This is a genomic window from Aliiroseovarius sp. S2029 (assembly GCF_023195575.1).
GTDB classification, from domain to species: domain Bacteria; phylum Pseudomonadota; class Alphaproteobacteria; order Rhodobacterales; family Rhodobacteraceae; genus Aliiroseovarius; species Aliiroseovarius zhejiangensis.
In genome coordinates this window covers 592,118-613,785 of record NZ_JALPQE010000001.1, presented here as the reverse complement: position 1 = coordinate 613,785, position 21,668 = coordinate 592,118, and the positions used below count along the sequence as shown (strand labels likewise).

General features: G+C 59.8%; 23 protein-coding genes. 12 read left to right on the top strand and 11 right to left on the bottom strand.

Annotation, left to right across the window (positions count from 1 at the left end; genetic code table 11):
- Positions 1-51: 51 nt before the first annotated feature.
- Complete coding sequence (locus MUY21_RS03070; RefSeq protein ID WP_191286383.1) at positions 52-309, top strand: hypothetical protein; 258 nt, start codon at positions 52-54, stop codon at positions 307-309.
- 96 nt (positions 310-405) lie between these two features.
- Here MUY21_RS03070 and ychF read toward each other — a convergent pair whose 3' ends face one another.
- Complete coding sequence (gene ychF, locus MUY21_RS03065) at positions 406-1,503, bottom strand: redox-regulated ATPase YchF (RefSeq protein WP_248408910.1); 1,098 nt, start codon at positions 1,501-1,503, stop codon at positions 406-408.
- A 99-nt stretch (positions 1,504-1,602) separates the two neighbouring features.
- Between ychF and MUY21_RS03060 the strand changes: the two genes are divergently transcribed.
- Positions 1,603-2,019 carry a VOC family protein gene (locus MUY21_RS03060; RefSeq protein WP_248408909.1) on the top strand — a complete coding sequence of 139 codons (417 nt, stop codon included), beginning with the start codon at positions 1,603-1,605 and terminating at the stop codon, positions 2,017-2,019.
- 60 nt (positions 2,020-2,079) lie between these two features.
- Positions 2,080-2,871 carry a tryptophan synthase subunit alpha gene (gene trpA, locus MUY21_RS03055; RefSeq protein WP_248408908.1) on the top strand — a complete coding sequence of 264 codons (792 nt, stop codon included), beginning with the start codon at positions 2,080-2,082 and terminating at the stop codon, positions 2,869-2,871.
- 3 nt (positions 2,872-2,874) lie between these two features.
- Here trpA and MUY21_RS03050 read toward each other — a convergent pair whose 3' ends face one another.
- Both MUY21_RS03050 and MUY21_RS03045 read right to left on the bottom strand, forming a co-directional pair.
- Positions 2,875-4,077, bottom strand: coding sequence for an FAD-binding oxidoreductase (locus tag MUY21_RS03050; protein ID WP_248409180.1), 1,203 nt, complete (start codon positions 4,075-4,077; stop codon positions 2,875-2,877).
- A 54-nt stretch (positions 4,078-4,131) separates the two neighbouring features.
- A complete protein-coding gene (locus tag MUY21_RS03045) occupies positions 4,132-4,632 on the bottom strand; it encodes a DUF2478 domain-containing protein (protein ID WP_248408907.1) in 501 nt (166 codons plus the stop codon).
- Between the two features lie 129 nt (positions 4,633-4,761).
- Here MUY21_RS03045 and MUY21_RS03040 point away from each other — a divergent pair, with 129 nt between their 5' ends.
- The gene (locus MUY21_RS03040) at positions 4,762-5,625 is read left to right on the top strand and encodes a DUF1989 domain-containing protein (protein WP_248408906.1); all 864 of its coding nucleotides are present in this window, start codon (positions 4,762-4,764) and stop codon (positions 5,623-5,625) included.
- A 7-nt stretch (positions 5,626-5,632) separates the two neighbouring features.
- Here MUY21_RS03040 and deoD read toward each other — a convergent pair whose 3' ends face one another.
- Positions 5,633-6,337 (bottom strand): purine-nucleoside phosphorylase, encoded by a 705-nt coding sequence (gene deoD, locus MUY21_RS03035; protein WP_248408905.1) that lies wholly within the window; start codon positions 6,335-6,337, stop codon positions 5,633-5,635.
- Between the two features lie 29 nt (positions 6,338-6,366).
- On the opposite strand from deoD, the gene MUY21_RS03030 reads away from it, so the two are divergent.
- The gene (locus tag MUY21_RS03030) at positions 6,367-6,909 is read left to right on the top strand and encodes a DUF4329 domain-containing protein (protein ID WP_248408904.1); all 543 of its coding nucleotides are present in this window, start codon (positions 6,367-6,369) and stop codon (positions 6,907-6,909) included.
- A 3-nt stretch (positions 6,910-6,912) separates the two neighbouring features.
- Here MUY21_RS03030 and MUY21_RS03025 read toward each other — a convergent pair whose 3' ends face one another.
- Positions 6,913-8,880, bottom strand: coding sequence for a protein meaA (locus MUY21_RS03025; RefSeq protein WP_248408903.1), 1,968 nt, complete (start codon positions 8,878-8,880; stop codon positions 6,913-6,915).
- Between MUY21_RS03025 and MUY21_RS03020 the strand changes: the two genes are divergently transcribed.
- The 7 genes from MUY21_RS03020 (at position 8,879) to MUY21_RS02990 (ending at position 15,476) form a co-directional block, all read left to right on the top strand.
- Positions 8,879-9,097, top strand: a complete 219-nt coding sequence (locus tag MUY21_RS03020; protein WP_248408902.1) for a hypothetical protein — start codon at positions 8,879-8,881, stop codon at positions 9,095-9,097. The genes MUY21_RS03025 and MUY21_RS03020 overlap by 2 nt on opposite strands.
- A 12-nt stretch (positions 9,098-9,109) precedes the next feature.
- Positions 9,110-10,558, top strand: a complete 1,449-nt coding sequence (locus MUY21_RS03015; protein WP_248408901.1) for a 1-acyl-sn-glycerol-3-phosphate acyltransferase — start codon at positions 9,110-9,112, stop codon at positions 10,556-10,558.
- Positions 10,559-10,712: 154 nt separating this feature from the next.
- The gene (gene ccrA / locus MUY21_RS03010) at positions 10,713-12,002 is read left to right on the top strand and encodes a crotonyl-CoA carboxylase/reductase (RefSeq protein WP_248408900.1); all 1,290 of its coding nucleotides are present in this window, start codon (positions 10,713-10,715) and stop codon (positions 12,000-12,002) included.
- A gap of 253 nt (positions 12,003-12,255) precedes the next feature.
- Positions 12,256-12,471 carry a hypothetical protein gene (locus tag MUY21_RS03005; RefSeq protein WP_191286372.1) on the top strand — a complete coding sequence of 72 codons (216 nt, stop codon included), beginning with the start codon at positions 12,256-12,258 and terminating at the stop codon, positions 12,469-12,471.
- Entirely contained in the window at positions 12,416-13,129 is a 714-nt protein-coding gene (locus tag MUY21_RS03000) for a LuxR family transcriptional regulator (protein WP_248408899.1), read from the top strand. The genes MUY21_RS03005 and MUY21_RS03000 overlap by 56 nt, the downstream gene beginning before the upstream one ends.
- A 90-nt stretch (positions 13,130-13,219) precedes the next feature.
- Positions 13,220-13,870, top strand: coding sequence for an acyl-homoserine-lactone synthase (locus tag MUY21_RS02995; RefSeq protein ID WP_248408898.1), 651 nt, complete (start codon positions 13,220-13,222; stop codon positions 13,868-13,870).
- A gap of 67 nt (positions 13,871-13,937) precedes the next feature.
- On the top strand, positions 13,938-15,476 hold the full coding sequence (locus MUY21_RS02990) for an AAA family ATPase (protein WP_248408897.1): 1,539 nt from the start codon (positions 13,938-13,940) through the stop codon (positions 15,474-15,476).
- A gap of 10 nt (positions 15,477-15,486) precedes the next feature.
- Here MUY21_RS02990 and MUY21_RS02985 read toward each other — a convergent pair whose 3' ends face one another.
- The 6 genes from MUY21_RS02985 to MUY21_RS02960 form a co-directional block, all read right to left on the bottom strand.
- Entirely contained in the window at positions 15,487-16,254 is a 768-nt protein-coding gene (locus MUY21_RS02985) for a TIGR02186 family protein (protein ID WP_248408896.1), read from the bottom strand.
- Positions 16,254-17,171, bottom strand: a complete 918-nt coding sequence (locus MUY21_RS02980) for a sulfite exporter TauE/SafE family protein (RefSeq protein WP_248408895.1) — start codon at positions 17,169-17,171, stop codon at positions 16,254-16,256. The genes MUY21_RS02985 and MUY21_RS02980 overlap by 1 nt, the downstream gene beginning before the upstream one ends.
- A 71-nt stretch (positions 17,172-17,242) precedes the next feature.
- Positions 17,243-18,046 (bottom strand): purine-nucleoside phosphorylase, encoded by an 804-nt coding sequence (locus MUY21_RS02975; RefSeq protein WP_248408894.1) that lies wholly within the window; start codon positions 18,044-18,046, stop codon positions 17,243-17,245.
- Positions 18,030-18,995 carry an ABC transporter permease gene (locus MUY21_RS02970; protein WP_248408893.1) on the bottom strand — a complete coding sequence of 322 codons (966 nt, stop codon included), beginning with the start codon at positions 18,993-18,995 and terminating at the stop codon, positions 18,030-18,032. The genes MUY21_RS02975 and MUY21_RS02970 overlap by 17 nt, the downstream gene beginning before the upstream one ends.
- Positions 18,995-20,092 (bottom strand): ABC transporter permease, encoded by a 1,098-nt coding sequence (locus MUY21_RS02965; protein ID WP_248408892.1) that lies wholly within the window; start codon positions 20,090-20,092, stop codon positions 18,995-18,997. Before MUY21_RS02965 ends, MUY21_RS02970 begins: the two co-directional genes overlap by 1 nt.
- Positions 20,092-21,663 (bottom strand): ABC transporter ATP-binding protein, encoded by a 1,572-nt coding sequence (locus MUY21_RS02960; protein ID WP_248408891.1) that lies wholly within the window; start codon positions 21,661-21,663, stop codon positions 20,092-20,094. The genes MUY21_RS02965 and MUY21_RS02960 overlap by 1 nt, the downstream gene beginning before the upstream one ends.
- Positions 21,664-21,668 lie beyond the last annotated feature (5 nt).

The window sequence follows — 21,668 nt, the reverse complement described above, 5'->3', positions numbered from 1 at the left end:
GCATCGGGTGGTAGGACAATGACACATGTCAGCTTGCTGGACGGTTGGGAAATGGTCGGATTGCTGGGGGCGGCAATATATTGCACCACCTATATGTTGATCGCCTTTGATGTCCTGACAAGCAAGGCGACCTGTTATTATGCCTTGCAGTTTTCGGCTGCCAGTTTCGTCGCGCTGAGCTTGACGCAGCATTTCAATGTCGCGGCGTTGACGGTTCAGGTGTTTTTCATCGTGGTTTCTGTTTTTGGCTTCGCAAACCACATAAAAAGACGTTCTGCATCAACGGACGCGGATCAATCAGCCATCTGACCGGGTAATGGTCTCTCCCAGAGCGCGTTGTCCCACGCGCTCACAGAAAAGCCGGGCTCGGGGTGGCCCGGCTTTTCGCTGTCCGATTGGTATTCGTCAGGCGTTGAACAGGAAATGAAGCACGTCGCCGTCCTTCACCTGATAGCTTTTGCCTTCAGCGCGCATCTTGCCTGCTTCCTTGGCCCCGGCCTCGCCGCCCAAGGCCACGTAGTCGTCATAGGCAATGGTTTCGGCCCGGATGAAGCCACGTTCGAAATCGCCGTGGATGACACCAGCGGCTTGCGGGGCGCGGGTGCCTTGGCGGATGGTCCAGGCGCGCGCCTCTTTCGGACCGACGGTGAAATAGGTTTCCAGATGCAAAAGCTCGTATCCAGCACGGATCAGGCGATCCAGCCCGGCTTCTTTTAGCCCCAGTTCCTCAAGAAACATTTCCATGTCATCGGCATCAAGCTGGCTGATCTCTTCCTCGATCTTGGCGGAAATCACGACCGACGCCGCGCCTTGTTCGGCAGCCATCTTTTCGACGGCCTCGGAATAGGCGTTGCCGCTGGCCGCGTCGCTTTCATCGACGTTGCAGACATATAGGATCTTCTTGGTGGTCAGAAGTTGCAGCATGTTCCAGACCTTGCGGTCTTCGTCGTCCACCTCGACGGTGCGGGCGGGGCGGCCAGCTTCAAGCGCCTCTTGGGCCGCGCGCATCAGACGTTCCTGCTGCACCGCTTCCTTGTCGCCCCCGCGCACCTTGCGCACGATGTTCTGAAGCCGCTTCTCGATGCTTTCCAGATCGGCCAGCATCAATTCGGTTTCGATCACCTCTGCGTCCTCAACCGGGTTCACGCGGCCTTCCACATGGGTCACGTCGCCGTCGTCAAAGCAGCGCAGCACATGGGCAATGGCGTCCACCTCGCGAATATTGGCCAGAAACTGGTTGCCCAGTCCTTCGCCCTTCGACGCGCCTTTCACCAGACCGGCGATATCAACGAAGGTCATCCGTGTCGGGATGATCTCTTTCGATCCCGCAATAGCGGCCAGTTTGTCCAGCCGTGCATCCGGCACGTTCACCTCGCCCACATTCGGCTCAATGGTGCAGAACGGGAAGTTCGCCGCCTGTGCCGCAGCCGTCTTGGTCAATGCGTTGAAAAGGGTCGATTTACCGACATTCGGCAGACCCACGATGCCCATCTTGAAACCCATGTCAGACCCTTTCCTGCGGTGTTCGGGGCCTTCTAGGGCTTTGACAGGTTGGGCGCAAGCGTGGTGAACTGGGAAGGCGCGCAACACAGGAGAAGTGCAATGCAACCTATTCCTTACGTGTTTTTCAAAGATACCTGCCGCGAAGCCGTGACCCGTTACGGCGAGATTTTCGGCAAAGCCCCCGAGATCATGTCGTTCAAGGACATGCCAGAAGAAGATCGAAACCAGATGCCCGGCGTGCCGGACGATGCCGTGATGCATGCCAGCGTCGCCATCGGGGATGGGATGCTGTTTGCCAGCGATGACCCCAGCGGCGAGACACCCGCAATGGAGGGCTGCAATGTCTGTATCTCCCTGCCGGACGAGGCCGAGACCAAACGCGTCTTTGACGCTCTGGCAGATGGGGGTGACGTTCGGATGCCGTTGAGCGAGATGTTCTGGACACCACTTTTTGGCACGCTGACCGACAAGTTCGGGGTGCGCTGGATGATCATGGCCGACAGCGATTACGCGTGACCCATTGATTTTCCCGCCCGTATTCGGCACATCGGTTCTGAACTTGATAAAGGACCGATGATGACCCGGATTGATGCGAAGTTTGCAGCCTTGGCCGAAAGGGGCCAGAAGGCGTTTGTCAGCTACATCATGGGCGGCGATCCCGACATGGCCACGTCGCTTGAGGTGATGAAGGGGCTGCCCGCGGCGGGTGTGGACATCATCGAACTGGGCGTGCCCTTTACCGACCCGATGGCGGACGGGCCGACCATTCAGCTTGCGGGTCAACGTGCGCTGGAAGGCGGTATGACCCTGCAAAAGACGCTGGATATGGCTGCCGAGTTTCGCAAGGGCGACGACACGACTCCGATTGTGCTGATGGGGTATTACAACCCGATCTACAGCCGGGGCGTGGACAGGTTTCTTGCCGACGCGAAGGCAGCGGGCGTTGACGGGTTGATCGTCGTCGATCTGCCCCCCGAGGAAGATGACGAGCTGTGCATCCCGGCGCAGATGGCGGGCCTGAACTTCATCCGCCTGGCCACCCCGACCACCGATGACAAACGGCTGCCGAAGGTGCTGCAGAACACCTCGGGCTTTGTGTATTACGTGTCTGTCACCGGCGTCACCGGCGCGACCGAGGCACAGGCAGCCAATGTCGGGCCAGAGGTCGCGCGGATCAAGGCCGCGACCGACATTCCGGTGATCGTCGGCTTCGGCGTCAACACGCCCGAGAAGGCGCAGGCGATTGCCAGCGTGGCAGACGGCACCGTGGTGGGCAGCGCCATCGTGTCGAAAATCGCGGCGGGAGAATCCGTGGAAGATGTGCTGGCTTTCGTGAAAACGCTGGCTGATGGCGCGCATCGCGGCTGAAGCTCAGATCACCGCGCGCTCTCCGAACGGACGCCCTGCCGGGATCCGGTCATATCCAAAGGCAGTCAGATCCATGGTCTGAAAGCGGCCGGTCGTGATCAACTCGGCCAGCCCGCGTCCCATCGCAGGCGCTTGTTGCAACCCGTGACCGGAAAAGCCGTTGATGAAATGGAAGTTCCGCAAATCGGTGTGCGGTCCGAGAATGGCATTCTGATCCAGCGTGTTGAACGCATAATGCCCTGCCCATTCGGTGACGATCTTCAACTGTTCAAACTGCGGGATGCGGGTCGCGACGATGGGCCAGACATGGCTTTCCCACAGGTTATGGTCCATATGGAAATCGGTTGGGTCTACGGCCAGGTCAGGGCCGGGTCGCGCGCCGATCATATAGGTTTCCGGCCCATCCTGACGCATGTGCACACCCGACGGGTCGATGGTCAGCGGCAATTCCCGGTCAAGCGGAAGTGCCGCCTTCACAATCCAGGTGAAGCGTTTTCTGGGTTCGACGGGGATCGAAAGACCCGCCAGTTGCGCGACGTGACCCGCGCGTGGGCCCGTCGCGTTAACCAGATGGCCGCAGGACAGGCGTTGACCGGAACCAAGCGTGACCGAGGTCACCTGAGACGGTGTGCGCTCGATACCTGTGACTTCGGCATGCACATATTCAACACCCGCCGCTAAGGCTTTGCGCCGGAACCAGTCGAACAACGCCCCCCCATCCCAATACCCTTCGTCACGGATGCCGTGACTGCCAAGCAGGATGTCGTCCAACTGATAGAACGGAAACGCCGCGGCAATCTCGTCCCGTGTCAAAAGGCGCGTTCCAGCCCCAAGACTGCGCTGCAAGGCATATGCGCCGCGCAAGGTGTCGGCGATCTGTTCGCTATCGGCCAGATATAGATAACCGAAATCCTGAATGTGCAGGTCTTCGACCCGCGGGTCGTTCCCCATGTTCACACGCAGGTTTTTGATGAACTCTGCGGTGAACTGCGAGATGCGGACGTTCAGCGCCTCGCTGAACTGCTGGCGGATGCAGGAATTGGTGTGCGCGGTCGAGCTTTGCGCGAAGCTGGGGTCGCGTTCGACAACCAGAACTCGCCCCTGAAACTCGGCGGATTGGCTGAGCCACCACGCCACGGATGACCCCATCATGGCCCCGCCGATGATGATGACGTCATAGGTCTGATGCTGCGGGTCGGATGGCATATGGGCCATGGGGTCAAGCCCTGCTGGTCGGGCAAGGGCGGGCCGTGCGCCGGTTCATCGCATCGCCTCCAGCGCCCAGGCCATGACAGCGTCGTGTTCAGGCGGCAGTTGCTCGGCCTCGCCGACGAAGTCCATGAACGCCTCGCGCGACCCTTCCGAGACGCCGATGATCGCGGGAATGTCGCGCGCCAGGGCTTCGCCCACAGCTTCGCGAAAACCGCGCCCTTCGGCCTCCTGTTTGCCGAATTTGTTGACGATCAGCAGATCGGCGCCCGCTTGCAGGCGTTGCTCGGTCTGGGCCACGGCCGTTTCCAGCGCCTCGGGGTTGAGTTTGCAGCCGCGGGCATTGGCACCCAGAAACTGGCTGATGCGGATCTTTGGGCCGTCTGGCAGAACCAGCACGTCCATGTCGCAGTGGTGATCTTCGGCGCGTTCGGTGTCCAGTTGCACCGTGCCGCAGAGCGACACGCCGCGCCGTGCCAGTGCGTCCGCGACACCGGCAAGCAACAAGTTCGTTTTGCCCCGACCGGGTGCAATGACATAGGCTAGTTTCATGCAGCCCCCCTTTGGCCCGCGTATCAGATGGCAATCTGACCGGGGGTTGTCAATCAGGGCTTGGCCGGTTGCGGTCTTGGGCGCGCAATCGGACCGTGGTCAAATGAATGAAATGCGAGGTGATCCGCGATGAAGCCGAAAGCTCCCACCCACACGCCGCCACCGGACGCTGCTGATCGGCGCGCTGGCGCGCCGGTCATCTGCTATCCGACCGACGGCCTGCCGGTGCCGGATATGGCGCTTTATCAAGCGGCACGTGGCAGCGTCGAAAAAACGGCCGAAATCATGGTGCCACCGCGCGATGCCAAGGTGTTTCAGGTGCCGGCAGGCCACTTTTTTCGGATCACCTCGGTCGAGGGGCCGCAGGTCGGTGATTTGAATCTGTGGAATCCGCATGATCTGGCCGAAAGGTTCTATTCAGGCAAGACCAGGGCGTTGCACGGTACGCATTTGTCCGTTTCAGATCGGATTTGGTCAAGTCACCCCTTCTTGCGCCCCATCGCAACGATCACTGACGACACGTTGGATTGGTATGGATTCGATGAATTCGGCGGCTCTGTGCATGACGTGATCGGCACACGCTGCGACCCCTACACCCACAACCTGCTGGCAGGTGGGCAATATCACCATTGCTGCCATTCCAACCTGACTCGTGCACTGGCAGATTATCTGGACTGCCCCACAGGTGATGCAGAACCGCATATCCATGATGTTCTGAATGTCTTCATGTGCACCGGCTTCACCCGTGACACGGGGCAATATTTCATGAAGGCGAGCCCGGTGCGCCCCGGCGATTATCTGGAGTTCTTTGCCGAGATCGACCTCCTGGGCGCGCTCAGCGCCTGCCCCGGGGGCGATTGCTCGTCCGAGCACAGCTCGGACACCGCCGCCTGTTACCCGCTGTTGGTTGAGGTGTTCGCTCCGGCCAAGCGCGCGTTGAAGGATTGGTCACAGCCGCCGGTGAACGGCTATGACCGGTCGCATGGGGTTTGATCAAGGCTCAGGCGAAAGCCGCTTCCAGCGCGATCTCGATCATGTCGCCGAAGGTCTTTTCGCGTTGGTCGGATGGCAGGGCCTCGCCGGTTTGCAGGTGATCGGACACGGTCATGATCCCAAGCGCCCGCACACCGTGGCGGGCGGCGAGGGTGTAGAGCTCGGCTGCCTCCATCTCGACCCCCAGAATGCCGTGGCGGGTCATCTGTTCGGTCAGATCGGGGCGTTCGTCATAGAACGTGTCCGAGCTGTAGATCCCGCCCACATGCAGCCCGACCCCGCGATTGCGGGTGGCGGCCACGGCGGCTTCCAGCAGCCCATAATCGGCACAGGGCGAATAATTCAGCTCGCGGAAAATGGTGTTCGACGGGGTGCCGACCGTTGTGCAGGTCATCGCGATGATCACGTCCCGCACCTTCACCTGCGGCTGCATCCCCCCGATGGATCCCACACGGATCAGGGTCTTGGCACCGTAATCACGGATCAGTTCGTTGGCATAGATCGACAGGCTGGGCATCCCCATGCCCGACCCCTGGATGGTGACGCGGTTGCCCTTGTAGGTGCCGGTAAAACCCAGCATGCCGCGCACCTCGTTGACCAGTTCCGCGCCGTCCAGGAAGTTTTCCGCCGCCCAGCGGGCACGATAGGGGTCGCCCGGCATCAGGACGGTTTCTGCGATCTGGCCGGGTGCGGCACCGATGTGGATGGTCATAGCTGTCTCCTGTGGATAAAGTCACGCATATGAAACCGGAATCTCAGATGCGCGCGCTGTTCTTGGCTCTCTTTATCCTCCCACTTCCTGCCTGGGCGCAAGAGCCGGGCGAACTTGCCTTGGTGAAGAAGGTGTTTGCAAAGCTCCAGCCGATCTCGATCCGGGCAGATCGCGAGTATTGCGGCTATATCGGCTATGACAAGTCTGGCAGGCTGGTCGCGTCCAAGGCCATGCGCGGGGGAAAGGGCAACTGCATGTCCCGCGATCCGACCGAGTTGGTCACAGTGATCGCATCTTATCACACCCATGGTGCATTTTCGACCCGGTACGCCAACGAGGTGCCGTCAGGTGACGACATGGAAACCGACGAGATGGAAGGTGTTGACGGGTGGGTTGCCACGCCCGGCGGGCGGCTATGGTACATCGACACGACCGATATGGTGGCAAGCCAGATCTGTGGCATCGGTTGTTTGCCGATGGACGCCCGGTTTCGCGAAGGCGACATGGGCCGGATCGCGCAAAGCTATACTTACGATCAATTGATCGAGAAGCTGACCGGGCTGGACGACTGACCGTTACTCGGCCGCCACAGAGTTTGGCGCGACCAGCGTCACGATGTCTTCCATGATCGTGTTCAGTTCGAAATCCTTGGGCGTATAGACCTTCGCAACCCCCATCGCGCGCAGGCGTTCGGCGTCCTCGTCCGGAATGATCCCGCCCGCGACCACTGGGATATGGCCCAGTCCAGCGTCGCGCATCCGCTCGATCAGTTCCTCAAGCAGCGGGATGTGGCTGCCCGACAGGATCGACAAGCCGACCACATGCGCCTTGGTGTCCAGCGCGGAGGCCACCAGTTCTTCGGGCGTCAGGCGGATGCCTTCATAGGTGATGTCCATGCCGCAATCGCGCGCGCGGGCGGCGATTTGTTCGGCCCCGTTGGAATGGCCGTCCAGACCGGGCTTGCCCACCAGAAAGGTCAGGCGACGGCCAAGGGCATCGGACACGGCATCGACGCGGGCGCGGATCTCGTCCAGCCCTTCGGTGCGGTTGGACGGGTTTTTCGACACGCCGGTGGGCGCGCGATACTGGCCAAAAGTCTGGCGCATGACCTCGCCCCATTCGCCCGTTGTCACACCCGCTTTCGCCGCCGAGATTGACGGCGGCATGATATTGTCACCGGATCTGGCGGCGGCGCGCAGGTTTTCCAGCGCCTGTTGCACCGCAGCCGCGTCGCGATCGGCGCGCCATTGTTCAAGGCGTGCGATCTGATCTGCTTCGGCCTGTTTGTCAGCCACCATGATCGCACCATCCCCGGCGGTCAGCGGGCTTTCGGCCGCTTCGGTCCAGCGGTTCACGCCGACAACTGTTGTCTCGCCCGCTTCGATCTTGTTGATCCGCCGGGCGTTCGATTCCACCAGTCGCGATTTCATGTATTCAATGGCCGCCACGGCGCCGCCCATCCCGTCGATCTGGGCCAGTTCGGCACGCGCGCCGTCTTTCAACTCGGCCACTTTGCGCTCTACGGCGGGGTTTTCGTCAAACAGGTCGTCATATTCCAGAAGATCGGTTTCATACGCCAGAATCTGCTGCATCCTCAGCGACCATTGCTGATCCCAGGGACGCGGCAGGCCAAGAGCCTCGTTCCAGGCGGGAAGCTGCACCGCGCGGGCGCGGGCGTTTTTCGATAGAGTGACCGCCAGCATCTCGATCAGGATGCGATAGACGTTGTTTTCCGGCTGCTGCTCGGTCAGGCCAAGGCTGTTCACCTGAACGCCATAGCGGAAGCGGCGGAATTTTGGGTCTTCGACGCCATAACGCTCGCGGGTGATTTCATCCCACAGCTCGACAAAGGCGCGCATCTTGCACATTTCGGTCACGAACCGGATGCCAGCGTTCACGAAGAAACTGATGCGCCCGACCATGGCGGGGAAGGCATCTGCCGGGACTTTGTCCTTCAAGTCGTCCAGCACGGCAATGGCGGTGGCCAGCGCGAAGGCCAGTTCTTCCTCGGGCGTCGCGCCGGCCTCTTGCAAATGATAGGAGCACACGTTCATCGGGTTCCACTTGGGCAGATGCTCGCGGGTATAGGCGGCGACGTCGGTGATCATGCGCAGGGATGGCTCTGGCGGGCAGACATAGGTGCCGCGCGACAGGTATTCCTTGATGATGTCGTTCTGCACCGTGCCTTGCAGCTTGGAAATGTCGGCACCCTGTTCCTCGGCGGCCGCGATATAAAGCGCAAGCAACCACGGCGCTGTCGCATTGATGGTCATCGAGGTGTTCATCTGTTCCAATGGAATATCGGCAAACAGGGTGCGCATGTCGCCCAGGTGGCCCAGTGGCACGCCCACCTTCCCCACTTCGCCGCGCGACAGTTTGTGATCGCTGTCATAGCCCGTCTGTGTCGGCAAATCGAAGGCCACGGACAGACCCGTTTGCCCCTTGGACAGGTTTGTCCGATACAGCGCGTTCGAGGCTTTCGCCGTCGAATGACCGGCATAGGTGCGAAAGAGCCAGGGGCGGGTCGGGTTTTGGCTGGACATGACAGAGACTCATCGTTTTGTTGCGCTGCAGCATTTTTCGCAGACGAAAGATTATTACGCAAGGGCGAAATTCACGGGAAGAAAATTACGCGACGTGCGTGGCGCTGCCGACCAGGCCGGTTTCGCGGGTTTCCCGGCTTCGGGCGGGTCAAATTATCCGTCGAATGGAGGCATTTTGACCATCACACGGCGTCTTTACCTTGTTGTCTTTTCCTGAAAACGTATCGCCATGACGCGCTCCATTGAATTGCCCCTTTGGCTTCTTGTCCTGATTCTGGCTTTTGCGACGGTGACGTTCGCGTCTCATTTCCTGTTTCCTTCTGTCCGCTGGTTTTTTCGCAAACGTCTGGAACGCGCGGTCGAGCGGCTGAACCAAAAGTTGGAACGTCCCATCGAGCCGTTCAAGCTGGCGCGTCGCTATGACATGGTGCAGCGACTGTCTTATGACCCCGAAGTGGCAAAGGCGATTTCCGAACACGCGCGCAAATCCGGCGTGCCGGAACAGGTGGCCTTTGAAACCGCGCAACGCTATGCGCGCGAGATTGTGCCGCGGTTTTCAGCGACTGCCTATTTCGGGTTCGGGATCGGGGTGGCCAAGCTCCTCAGCCGGTCGTTCTATCGCGTTCGCCTTGGCGCATTTGATGAAGCCCGCTTGAAAGAGATCGACCCGGAATCGACCATCGTCTTTGTGATGAACCACCGGTCGAACATGGATTACGTGCTGGTCACGTGGCTGGCGGCGGAACGATCGCATCTGTCCTATGCGGTCGGAGAATGGGCGCGCGTCTGGCCGTTGCGCATGTTGATCCGGTCCATGGGGGCTTATTTCATCCGCCGCAAAAGCCGCAACGCGCTGTATCGAAAAGTTCTGTCGCGCTATGTGCGTCTGGCAACGGATGGTGGCGTGACACAGGCGATGTTCCCCGAAGGCGGGTTGAGCCTGAACGGAACGGTGGGCGAGCCGAAACTGGGGTTGCTCAGCTATCTGGTGCAGGATTTCGACCCGGCGGTGAACCGCAACGTGGTCTTTGTGCCGGTCGCCATGAACTATGACCGGGTGCTGGAAGACCGGGTGCTGGTCAAGGCTGACATCATGGGCAACCGGCGTTTCGGGTTGCGCTTCAAATATGTTGCCCGTCACATCGGGCGCCACCTGTGGCAGCGGCTGACGGGAAAATTCCACCGTTTCGGGTATGCCAGCGTGTCCTTTGGCACGCCCTTGTCGTTGAACGACTATCTTGAAGGCCATGTGGCCGACGATTCGTTGGAAGATCTCGGCCACGAACTGATGTCGCGTATTCGCGATGTGGTTCCGGTTCTGCCTGTGCCCGTTGTGGCGGCGATCCTGCTGGCACAGGACGGCATTACCCGCGCCGACATTGAAGCCCGCTTTGCCTCGCTGGTATCGGACATGGAAGCGAATGGAGCACATGTGCATTTGCCGCGCAGCGACATGCGCTATGCCGCCGAGGTCGGGATACGACTTCTGACCCTGCGCAAGCTGGTCACCGAAGCGGGTGAGGGTGCACAGGCCACATATTACGTGAACAAGCCTGACCGCCTGATCCTGTCCTTCTATGCCAACTCCATCGCCCATCTGTCGGATCAGATCACGACGGTCCAGATCTCGGACCTCAGTCCGGCCGAGGTTGCGGATGCGGCTGTATTGCCTGATTGATGCGGGCGCTTCGAAATTCTGGCGCGACATAAAATTACAAAAAATGACCGATTGTTGTTGCAATCTTGCGGGGTGGCACGTAATGCTGCACTAGCAGCCGCATTTCTGCATTGCGGCAACAGAATCGGACAACGCGCAACAGAAGGAGGCCCCGATGGCTTTGGATACACAACCCAGCATCGCTGATTACGATGCCCCGAAAAAGGACCTGTACGAAATCGGTGAAATGCCCCCGATGGGCCACGTGCCGAAACAGATGTACGCCTGGGCCATCCGGCGCGAACGCCAGGGTGAACCGGACAAGGCCATGCAGGTCGAGGTCGTAGACACCCCCAAGCTGGACAGCCACGAAGTGCTGGTTCTGGTGATGGCCGCGGGCGTGAACTACAACGGCATCTGGGCAGGCCTCGGCGTTCCGATCAGCATGTTCGACGTACATGGCGCGGATTATCACATCGCGGGTTCTGACGCGTCGGGCATCGTCTGGGCGGTGGGCGACAAGGTGAAGACCTGGAAAGTGGGCGACGAGGTGGTCATCCACTGCAACCAGGATGACGGCGATGACGAGGAATGCAATGGCGGCGATCCGATGTTTTCGCCCAGCCAGCGGATCTGGGGCTATGAAACCCCCGACGGGTCATTCGCTCAGTTCACAAAGGTGCAGGCACAGCAGCTTCTGCCGCGCCCGCGCCACCTGACATGGGAAGAGAGTGCGTGCTACACGCTGACGTTGGCCACGGCCTACCGGATGCTGTTCGGCCACGCCCCACACGAGCTGAAGCCGGGCCAGAACGTGCTGGTCTGGGGGGCATCGGGCGGTCTGGGGTCCTTTGCGATCCAGCTGATCAATGCCGCCGGAGCGAATGCCATCGGGGTGATCTCGGAAGAAGACAAGCGCGAGTTTGTCATGTCTCTTGGCGCGAAAGGCGTGATCAACCGCAAGGACTTTGACTGCTGGGGGCAACTGCCGAAAGTGAACTCGCCCGAATATGCCGCGTGGTTCAAAGAGGTGCGCAAGTTTGGCAAGGCCATTTGGGACATCACTGGCAAGGGCAACAATGTGGACATGGTGTTCGAGCATCCCGGTGAAGCCACGTTCCCGGTGTCGACCTTCGTCTGCAAAAAAGGCGGAATGGTCGTGATCTGTGCCGGCACCACCGGGTTCAACTGCACCTTTGATGTGCGTTACCTTTGGATGCATCAGAAACGGATCCAGGGCAGCCACTTTGCGCATCTGAAGCAGGCGGCATCGGCCAACCGGATGATGGTTGAACGTCGAATCGACCCCTGCATGTCCGAAGTGTTCCCCTGGGCCGAGATCCCGGATGCGCATTTGAAGATGTTGCGAAATGAACACAAGCCCGGCAACATGGCCGTGCTGGTTCAGGCGCCAAAGACCGGTCTGCGCACGTTCGAAGACGCGCTTGAGGCTGGCCCGAAATAAGCTGGACGCTCGCTAAAAACCGGCCCTCTGCCCCTTTGGGGTGGGGGGCTTTTTTTGTCGCGATTTGAGACACTTCACCTGAAACGCGCGCGAATCACTTTGACGAAAAACCGACCACTTGGTCGGTGAATCAAAAGATCAATATGTTACGCGAAATGCCCTCCCCATTTATGGGGAGGTCAAATGGGGGAATACCGGGGTGTGAAAACACATGCGAAGGTTGTTTACCCAACTGGAGAGATCGAGGCTTTACATGTCTGATGAATGGATCATTGATGTTCTTACTGACCTGAAGGCTTACGCGGTGAAAAATGGTTTGAACGTCACGGCTGACCAGCTGGATGACGCGCGACTAATTGCCATGACAGAAATCGCCTCCGCCTCACGTCAAGAGACGGAGAACGCGCGCGACTATGAAAAACCGGTTGGAAGACCTTGTCTCTACGTTGCAGGCGGCGAACTCGCTTGAAGACTTGCAAGCCGTCACCGAGGCTCTGCGGGATCATTATGACGTTTTGCACACGGTGTATCACTGGGTGAATTCCGTCGGTGAACGCTTCGGGGCGGGCACCTATAGCGCCGAATGGGTCGACCGGTATCTGGAAAAAGACTATCTGCGAATTGATCCGGTAATTTTCGGGTGTTTTCAAAGGTTTACGCCGGTAATCTGGAAGTCTCTGGACTGGTCGTCAAAGGCGGCACGCGAGATGTTTCAGGATGCGATGGACCATGGTCTGGGCAACCAGGGCTTCACGATTCCGATCCGAGGCCCCAATGGCCAATTCGCGCTTTTTACCATGAATGCGACCGCCGAAGATGACGCATGGGAAACCTTCGTTGATGAACACACACGCGATCTGATGATCATTTCGCATGAGCTGAACAAAAAGGCGCTGGAGTTTGAAAAATGGGGGCAGGATGTGCAATCCCCGACATTGTCGCCGCGTGAACTGACCGCGATGACCTGTTTGGCAAAGGGGATGAACCGCGCGCAATCAGCGGCGGAAATGAACATTTCCGAGCACACTTTAAGGGTGTATATCGAATCGGCGCGTCACAAACTCGGTGCGATGAATACAACCCATGCGGTAGCGCGCGCGTTGTCGACGGGAATCATCATCGTATAAAATACATCTAAAACACTTAAGATATTTGCCTTATTTTAACCATGAGGCGACCATCATTTGGCTAACTTATCGGACAAAGGAGCCAAACCGATGCTGCGCTATCTCTATGGTAATGATTTGAACAACTTCCCTCTGCTTGCAGACACCATGTTTCGCGATCGTGCGGAACAGTTTTCCCGTCGGTTGGGCTGGGACGTCCACGTTGACGATGCAGGCCACGAGCGGGACGAATATGACGACATGAACCCTCTTTACGTGATCTGGGAACAGGCCGATGGTCGCCATGGCGGCTCGATGCGCTTTCTACCTACGGTGGGGCAGACTATGGTCAACGACCATTTCGACCATCTGACGGATGGGGTGCATATCGAAAGCCCGCTGATCTGGGAATGCACTCGCTTTTGCCTTGCCCCTGGTGCAGACCGTCGGGCCTCGGCCGCCCTGGCGCTTGGTGCGGGCGAGTTGATGGCCGCCTTCAAACTGCGCCACTATGTCGGCGTGTTCGATCCGCGGATGGAACGCATCTATCGCCTGATGGGGCTTGAGCCCGAGGTCATCGGAACCGCGGGTGAAGGCAAGGACCGTATCGGTGTCGGCCTTTGGTCGATGAACGAGGCCGCTTTTGCGCCCACACTTGAACGTGTCGGCGTGGATCGCGAAACCAGCAAGAACTGGCTGCGCTATTCGCTGGGTCTTGGCCAGCGGGTTGCGACACCCGGCGCGATTTCGGCAAGTGCATAAGTGATTATCAGACTGATCGGCGCCATAGACGCTGGCGCCGCATCAGAGCGCAGGGTAGGGTCGCGCCATGACAACTGGCGCGCACCTGACCTTTTCTGATGACCAGGCCGATGCCCATGACCGCGTGGCCGAGATGCTGCGCGGAGCGGGCGTCGATTTGGATGATGCGCTGCTGACGCCATTGTCCGACGGCACGTCACAGGTGATGGCGGTCGTCGGCAAGGCGGGATCCGGCAAGACCATGTTGCTGGCCGAACTCTATCGCGCGTTGGAAGACGCCGGGGTCGAGGTCGTGTCCGGCGACTGGGAAGGCAAGCGGCGCAAGGATCGCCGGACCCTGGCCATTCTGGCCCCGACCAACAAGGCCGCCAGTGTGTTGCGCAACCGTGGCGTCCCCGCGACCACGATCCACCGCATTCTGTACACCCCTGTCTATGACCCGGAATACGAAAAGATCGCCGAATGGCTCGCTGGCAACGGAGAGCGCCCGGCCATCGAAGGGCTGACCGATGCCGCGCTGGACCGGGCGCACGCCTTCTATCAGGCGCAGAAATCCATTCCCGGTGCCTTGGCAGCGGCGGGGTTGCGGGGGTCGGATTTCATCACCGGCTGGAAGCGGCGCGACGATCCGTTGGACATCGGGTTCGTCGACGAAAGCTCGATGCTGGATGAAAAGCAATTCAATGACTTGCGCGAGATCTTTCCGACGCTGGTCCTGTTTGGCGACCCCGCGCAGCTGGCCCCCGTGGGGCAATCGGGCGAGATGGTGTTCGATCGTTTGGGCGATAATCGCAAGATGGTGTTGCATCGCATTCACCGGCAGGAACAGGATAACCCCATTCTGGACCTCGCCCATGCCCTGGCGGACGACACGCTCGATTTCGCATCCTTCGAACGCATGATCGACGAGGCCGCGCAGAAGGACGATCGCGTGGTGGTCGCACCTCGGGTGAATGCAGACCTGATGGCGCGGTCCCCGGTTCTGGTCTGGCGCAATGTGACGCGGGTGCGTCTGATCACGGCGTTCCGGGGGGCGTTTGGTGCGCCCGAACACGAGTTGATGCCGGGCGAGCCGTTGATCTGTGACGGGATCGAGCTGCCGTTGAAGCATCGCAAGAAACGCATTGATCTTGAGGCCCGTGGCCTGATCAAGGGCGCGCAGTGTATCTATCTGGGCCCCGGCAAACGCCCCGGGTTTTCGCGGCTGCACGTGTTGGGGGCAGAGGATCCGCAACTGTCCGCCGCCTCGATCATCAAGATTGAAAGGCCGGACGAGGAAGAGCCGTTCATCCCCTATGCCGCCCATATGGGCGCGGCTTTCCTGCACGGCGCGGCGGTGACCATACACAAGGCGCAAGGGTCTCAATGGCCTGAAGTGCAGGTGTTCGCGCCTGACATCTGGGCCGCGTCGCGCGCTGGGCGCACCGAAGCCGGGTTGCCCCTTTGGAAACGTCTGGCCTATGTCGCGATCACGCGGGCCGAGACTCGTCTGCATTGGGTCAAACGCTATGCCATGGCTCGGCCCGAAGCCGCGTTGTCGACCCGTGACCTAGCCGCAAAACCTGTTGAATTGACCCTGGCCGCGCCAGAGGAAGGCGCGGCCTGACCCGGTCGGTTCAGGTGCGCAGGATCACGCGGAACAGGGCCGATGCCCCCCATCCGGCGGCAATCGCGATCACCAGGGACAGGATGCCATAGACCAGCGGCTGTTCATGGGCGAGGTTGAAGATCCAGCGTTCCAGCCCGACCTTCTGCACGTTGATGACCGTTTCATACTGGGATGCCACGCTGCCTTCGCGGGTCAGATAGATCCGTGTGCGATAATCGCCTTCGGTCAGGTTGGATGGCAGGGCGATGCGTGTGTCAAACAGCGTCTCTTCCTGCAAGGTCACGCTGTTTTCCATCAACTTGTAGAGCCCCGATTTCTCGCGGATACGGATCAGGGCACGGGTGAAATCACGCGGGTCTTCGTTGGTGAAAGGGTTGTCGCTGATGCGGATCGACCGCTCAAGCGAGATCACGTGTTTCAGGTCGTCCAGAATCGACAGGGTTTCCGTCAATGGGGCCGAGGTCGCAACCGCATAGAAACTGGGCGCAGCAGCCAGTTCGATCGCGTCTGTATTGATCCAGATGCCGAAGCGCCGATCCTTCTTGCGCACCGTCACAGGATGCGCCGGACCTTCCACCACGACAATCACCTGAAGCGGGCTGTCGCTGGGCGGGGGTGCGTCGCGTTTGACCGCGCCAAAGATCAGGATCTCGGATCCCACAAATGTTGCGGTGATCGAAACCCGGTTCTGGCTCAGCCCGGCGACCACCTTTTCGGCCTGCGCGGGCAGGGCGGCACACAGGACCAAGGTCAGAAGGGCGATCAGTCGCAGCACTAGTTCCCTCCCTTCGCGCCGATTTCATAAAGCTCGGCGGGCTGGATCAACAGGTCCAACGCCAGCTTGCCACAGACCACCAGCACCATCAGCGCCAAAAGAACGCGCAATTGCTCGGCCTTCAGTTTCACACCGATACGCGCACCGATCTGCGCCCCCACGACCCCACCGATCAGCAAAAGAACCGCCAGGCCCATATCGACGGTGAAGTTGGTCGTGGCATGCAGAAGCGTGGTGAAGGCGGTCACGAAGATGATCTGGAACAGCGAGGTCCCGACGACCACCTTGGTGGGCATCCCCAGCAGATAGATCATCGCGGGCACCATGATAAACCCGCCACCCACACCCATGATGGCGGCCAGAATACCAACCAGCACCCCCACCAAAATGGGCGGAATGACCGAGATATAGAGCCCCGACGTGCGGAACTTCATCTTGAAGGGCAGGTTGTGGACCCAGGTATGCTTGCGCCGTGTCGGCACCACGGTGCCACCGCGTGTCTTCATCAGCGCCCGCAGGCTTTCGACGAACATCAGCGACCCGATGATGCCAAGAAAGACGACATAGGACAGCTTGACCAGCAGATCGACCTGTCCGATGGCCTTTAGAGTATTGAACAGTTGCACGCCCAAGGCAGCCCCGATCAGGCCGCCGATCAGCAGCACCACCCCCATCCGCAGATCCACCGTCTTGCGCTTCAGATGCGCCAACACGCCCGAAAACGAACTGGCGACGATCTGGTTGGCTTCAGTGGCCACCGCCACGGCAGGGGGGATGCCGATGAAGAACAGCAAAGGCGTCATCAGAAATCCGCCGCCCACGCCGAACATGCCCGACAGAACACCCACGATCCCCCCAAGTCCCAACAGCAGAAACGCGTTTACGGAAACCTCGGCGATTGGCAGGTAAATCTGCATTGAAAAACTCTGGGCTGGCGGTGTGTTGGCGTGTTGGCGACGTGTAACCTTATTGGCCCAAGACGCGGGGGTTAGTCACGTGTTAAGTAGCGCCGAACCAGTTTTTCCAGCTTTTCAGCGCCAAGTGGCGCCATTGCCTTGGTGTGTTCGTGGCTGATCGCCTCGTCCGACAGGCCTTGTGCCATGTTGGTGATGGTCGAAAAGGCGGCGACGCGAAGCCCGAGGAAGCGCGCCAGAATCACCTCGGGCACGGTGGACATGCCGACCGCATCCGCCCCCAGGGTGCGAATGGCGCGGATCTCGGCGGGTGTTTCAAACGAGGGGCCGGAATACCAGGCATAGATACCGGGGGTCAGGGTGATACCCTCTTCCTTGGCGATCGCGGAAAATGCACTTTGCATGTCGGCGTCATAAGCGCCGCCCATGGGAACAAACCGCGCGTCTGATGCTTCTCCGGTCAACGGGTTCAGCCCCGAGAAGTTGATGTGATCCGAAATCAGCATCAATTCGCCCGGCGGAATGTCGAGCCGCATGGACCCTGCCGCATTGGTCAGGATCAGGCGATCCGCCCCAAGTTCTTTCAGAAGCTCCAGCGGCAGGCGCATCGCATCCGCCTTGCCGTTTTCATAGTAATGCGACCGGCCCCCGAACACGGCGACGCGCGTGTCTTCAAGCTGTCCGATCACCAGCTTCGGGTTGTGGCCAGACACATGGGCCTGTGGAAATCCATCCAGCTGATCATAAGGGATCGACACCCCATCGACCGTTTCGGCCAGATGCCCCAGGCCCGAGCCGAGCACCAGCCCAACCTCGACCGGTTCTGCCCCGGCAAGGTCGCGCACCTGGCGGACCAGCGCCTCAGCGTTCTTTGACATATGGTTGCCCCCCTGCTTTCGGTGCCACGGCGGTGCCGCCGAAGCCTGCCAGAATGATAACGGTCAGGATATAGGGCAGGGCCTGCATGAACTGAACGGGGATGACGAAAGTGCCAAGGTCGATGTTCTGATACCGGTTGGCGATAGCCTCGAGCAGCCCGAACAGAAGTGTGGCATAGAGCGCATGCCAGGGCCGCCAGCGGGCAAAGATCAGCGCCGCCAGCGCGATATAGCCGCGCCCCGCGCTCATTTCCTTGACGAAACCGGCGGCCAGCCCGGTTGCAAGATAAACACCGGCAAGACCACATAGAGTTCCCGCGATCAGCATCGCCGCATAGCGCAGTCGGATCACCGACACACCCGCCGTATCGACCGCAGCCGGGTTTTCCCCGACGGCACGCAGGCGCAGGCCGAAGCGGGTGCGATACAGAACAAACCACGACAGAGGCACCATCAGAAGCGCCACATAGACAAGGATCGTGTGACCCGACAGAAGGTCAGAGTAGATCGGCCCAAGGATCGGCACATCGGCCACCGCATTGGCAAAGGGAAGCTCGACCGGAGAAAAACGTTGCCCGCCGGACAGGCTGGGCGTGCGCCCCCCCAAACCGAACCAGGCGGTGCCGATCAGGATCGTGATGCCCGATGCAAAGAAATTCAGCGCAACGCCTGAAATCAACTGGTTGCCCTGAAAGGTGATCGAGGCAAGACCGTGCACGCCCGAGAACGCGATAGACGATGCGACACCTGCCAACAGCCCCAGCCAGACCGATCCGGTCGCGGCCGCGACCGCGGCCGAGAAAAAGGCCGAGGCGAGGATCTTGCCTTCAAGCCCGATGTCGAAAATACCGGCCCGTTCAGAAAACAACCCGGCAAGACAGGCCAGCAAAAGGGGCGTGGCCAGGCGCAGGGCGCTGTCGGAGATTTGGATGATCGTCAGGAAATCCATCAGTTCGCCCCCCGTTTCGCAGCCCGGATGAAGATGCGTTCCACCGGCCCCCGGACCATGTTGTCCAGCGCCCCGGTGAACAGGATCACCAGCGCCTGAATGACGGTAACCAGTTCGCGCGGGATTTTCGTCCAAAGCGACAATTCGCTGCCACCCTGATACAGAAACCCGAACAACAGCGCCGCCAGCAAGACACCGAACGGGTGGTTGCGACCCATCAGCGCCACGGCGATGCCGATGAAGCCCGCCCCTTCGACCGAGTTCAGGACAAGACGCTCCGCCTCGCCCATAGTGTTGTTGATTGACATCATGCCCGACAGTCCGCCGCTCAGCAGCATCGCCACCATGATGATCTTGAAAGGCGAAATGCCGGCATAGACGGAAGCATCCTGTGACAGGCCGAAAGCCCGGATCTCATATCCCAATCGCGACCGCCACATCAGAAGATACACGATTACGCAAGCTGCCAGCGCCACGAATAACGAGACATTCACCGGTGCCGATTTCGAGAAGCTGATCCCGATGGGCGCCAGAACCTCGTGCAGCGTGGGCAGGTGGGTTGCCTCGGGAAACGCGGCGGTCTGTGGGTTCATTTCGCCCTGCGGGCGCAGCACATTGACCAGCACGTAGTTCAGAAGCGATGCGGCGATGAAGTTGAACATGATCGTGGTGATCACCACGTGGCTGCCGCGGCGGGCTTGCAGATACGCCGGAATGAACGCCCACGCCGCCCCGAAAACTGCCCCGCCTGCCATCGCAAACAGCAAGGCGACGGACCAGTGGGGAAACGGGATATAAAGGCAGACGAGGGCCACGCCCAGCCCGCCGATCATCGCTTGACCTTCACCGCCAATGTTGAACATCGCGGCCTTGAAGGCAATCGACACCGCCAAGCCCGTGAAGATGAAGTTGGTGGCATAATACAGCGTATAGCCCCAGCCGTAAGTCGACCCCAACGCGCCGGTGATCATGGTTTGCAATGCCTTGATCGGGTTCTCGCCGATGGCAAGGATGACCAGCCCGGACAGCACAAAGGCGATCAACAGGTTTAAAAGCGGGATCAGGGCCACATCGGCCCATTTGGGCATTTTCTGCATCAGGCTGCGTCCCCTTCCTGCGTGACCCCGGCCATCATCAGGCCTAGCTCGCGTTCGTCGGTCTGATCAGGCAGGCGTTCGCCCATGATGTGCCCATCGAACATCACCGCGATCCGGTCACTGAGGGACAGGATCTCCTCCAATTCGACCGAGACAAGAAGCACGGCCTTTCCTTCATCGCGCAAGGCAATGATCTGCTTGTGGATAAACTCGATCGCGCCGATGTCCACGCCACGGGTCGGCTGACCGACAAGAAGAAGGTCGGGGTTGCGCTCGATCTCGCGGGCGACGACAATCTTTTGCTGATTGCCACCCGAGAAGCTTTTGGCCTCCAAAAGCGGATTGGGCGGGCGCACATCGAAGCGATCCATCTTGTCCTGCGCGACTTCAAGGATTTTTGCGTTATCCATCAGCAGCTTGTTCTTCTGATATTCCGGTGCGTGATGATAGCCAAACACAACGTTTTGCCAGGCCGGGAAGTCCATGATCAGCCCATGTTCCTGCCGGTCTTCGGGCACATGCGCAATGCCGCGCCTGCGCCGCGACCGCCCGTCCGAATACTTCCCGGTCAGGTCTATCGGCTCGTCGTTGACGCGGATTTCGCCCGTGGCTTTGGCATATCCGCCCAGAACCTCCAGCAATTGCGACTGGCCGTTGCCGGACACACCGGCAATGCCCAGAATCTCGCCGGCCCGAACATTCAGCGAGATGCCTTTCAGACGTTCGACGCCGTGGTCGTCAACCATGCGCAGGTTTTCGACCTCCAGCACCTTTTTGCCGGTCTTTGCGGGCACTTTATCGACACGCAGCAGCACCTTGCGGCCCACCATCAGCTCGGCCAGATGCTCGGGGTTGGTGTCTTTGGTCTTGACCGTCGCGGTCATTTCACCGCGACGCATAACAGACACGGTGTCGGTGATTTCCATGATCTCGCGCAGTTTGTGGGTGATCAGGATGATCGTCTTGCCCTGATCACGCAGACCGTTGAGGATGCGGAACAGGTGGTCGGCCTCGGCGGGGGTCAACACGCCCGTCGGTTCGTCCAGAATAAGAATGTCGGCTTCGCGATAAAGGGCTTTCAGAATCTCGACACGTTGCTGCACACCGACGCCAAGATCTTCGATCAGCATGTCCGGATCAACGTGGAGTTCGTATTCTTCCGCAAGTGATTTCAGTGACTTGCGCGCCTTGGCGAGGGATGGTTTCAACATCGCGCCGTCTTCGACCCCAAGGATCACATTCTCAAGCACCGAGAAATTTTCAACCAGTTTGAAGTGCTGGAACACCATCCCGATCCCGGCGGCAATCGCCGCCTGGCTGTCAGGGATCTGGGTTTCCTTGCCGTGAATGAAGATCTGCCCCTCATCGGCCTTGTAAAACCCATAGAGAATGGACATCAGCGTCGATTTTCCCGCGCCGTTTTCGCCGATGATCCCGTGGATCGTGCCCGGCTGCACGGAAATCGAGATGTCCTTGTTCGCCTGCACCGGCCCGAAGGCCTTCGAGATGCCGCGAAGTTCGATGGCGGGGGCAACAGTTGCCTGTTGCCCCCCTTTGTTCACCTCAGCCATTGCCG

Bases quoted from the DNA above. Each gene is read 5' to 3' on its own strand.
- MUY21_RS03070 (WP_191286383.1), top strand. From the start codon at position 52: ATGGTCGGATTGCTGGGGGCGGCAATATATTGCACCACCTATATGTTG.
- ychF (WP_248408910.1), bottom strand. From the start codon at position 1,503: ATGGGTTTCAAGATGGGCATCGTGGGTCTGCCGAATGTCGGTAAATCG.
- MUY21_RS03060 (WP_248408909.1), top strand. From the start codon at position 1,603: ATGCAACCTATTCCTTACGTGTTTTTCAAAGATACCTGCCGCGAAGCC.
- trpA (WP_248408908.1), top strand. From the start codon at position 2,080: ATGACCCGGATTGATGCGAAGTTTGCAGCCTTGGCCGAAAGGGGCCAG.
- MUY21_RS03050 (WP_248409180.1), bottom strand. From the start codon at position 4,077: ATGCCATCCGACCCGCAGCATCAGACCTATGACGTCATCATCATCGGC.
- MUY21_RS03045 (WP_248408907.1), bottom strand. From the start codon at position 4,632: ATGAAACTAGCCTATGTCATTGCACCCGGTCGGGGCAAAACGAACTTG.
- MUY21_RS03040 (WP_248408906.1), top strand. From the start codon at position 4,762: ATGAAGCCGAAAGCTCCCACCCACACGCCGCCACCGGACGCTGCTGAT.
- deoD (WP_248408905.1), bottom strand. From the start codon at position 6,337: ATGACCATCCACATCGGTGCCGCACCCGGCCAGATCGCAGAAACCGTC.
- MUY21_RS03030 (WP_248408904.1), top strand. From the start codon at position 6,367: ATGAAACCGGAATCTCAGATGCGCGCGCTGTTCTTGGCTCTCTTTATC.
- MUY21_RS03020 (WP_248408902.1), top strand. From the start codon at position 8,879: ATGACAGAGACTCATCGTTTTGTTGCGCTGCAGCATTTTTCGCAGACG.
- MUY21_RS03025 (WP_248408903.1), bottom strand. From the start codon at position 8,880: ATGTCCAGCCAAAACCCGACCCGCCCCTGGCTCTTTCGCACCTATGCC.
- MUY21_RS03015 (WP_248408901.1), top strand. From the start codon at position 9,110: ATGACGCGCTCCATTGAATTGCCCCTTTGGCTTCTTGTCCTGATTCTG.
- ccrA (WP_248408900.1), top strand. From the start codon at position 10,713: ATGGCTTTGGATACACAACCCAGCATCGCTGATTACGATGCCCCGAAA.
- MUY21_RS03005 (WP_191286372.1), top strand. From the start codon at position 12,256: ATGTCTGATGAATGGATCATTGATGTTCTTACTGACCTGAAGGCTTAC.
- MUY21_RS03000 (WP_248408899.1), top strand. From the start codon at position 12,416: ATGAAAAACCGGTTGGAAGACCTTGTCTCTACGTTGCAGGCGGCGAAC.
- MUY21_RS02995 (WP_248408898.1), top strand. From the start codon at position 13,220: ATGCTGCGCTATCTCTATGGTAATGATTTGAACAACTTCCCTCTGCTT.
- MUY21_RS02990 (WP_248408897.1), top strand. From the start codon at position 13,938: ATGACAACTGGCGCGCACCTGACCTTTTCTGATGACCAGGCCGATGCC.
- MUY21_RS02980 (WP_248408895.1), bottom strand. From the start codon at position 17,171: ATGCAGATTTACCTGCCAATCGCCGAGGTTTCCGTAAACGCGTTTCTG.
- MUY21_RS02975 (WP_248408894.1), bottom strand. From the start codon at position 18,046: ATGTCAAAGAACGCTGAGGCGCTGGTCCGCCAGGTGCGCGACCTTGCC.
- MUY21_RS02970 (WP_248408893.1), bottom strand. From the start codon at position 18,995: ATGGATTTCCTGACGATCATCCAAATCTCCGACAGCGCCCTGCGCCTG.
- MUY21_RS02965 (WP_248408892.1), bottom strand. From the start codon at position 20,092: ATGCAGAAAATGCCCAAATGGGCCGATGTGGCCCTGATCCCGCTTTTA.
- MUY21_RS02960 (WP_248408891.1), bottom strand. From the start codon at position 21,663: ATGGCTGAGGTGAACAAAGGGGGGCAACAGGCAACTGTTGCCCCCGCC.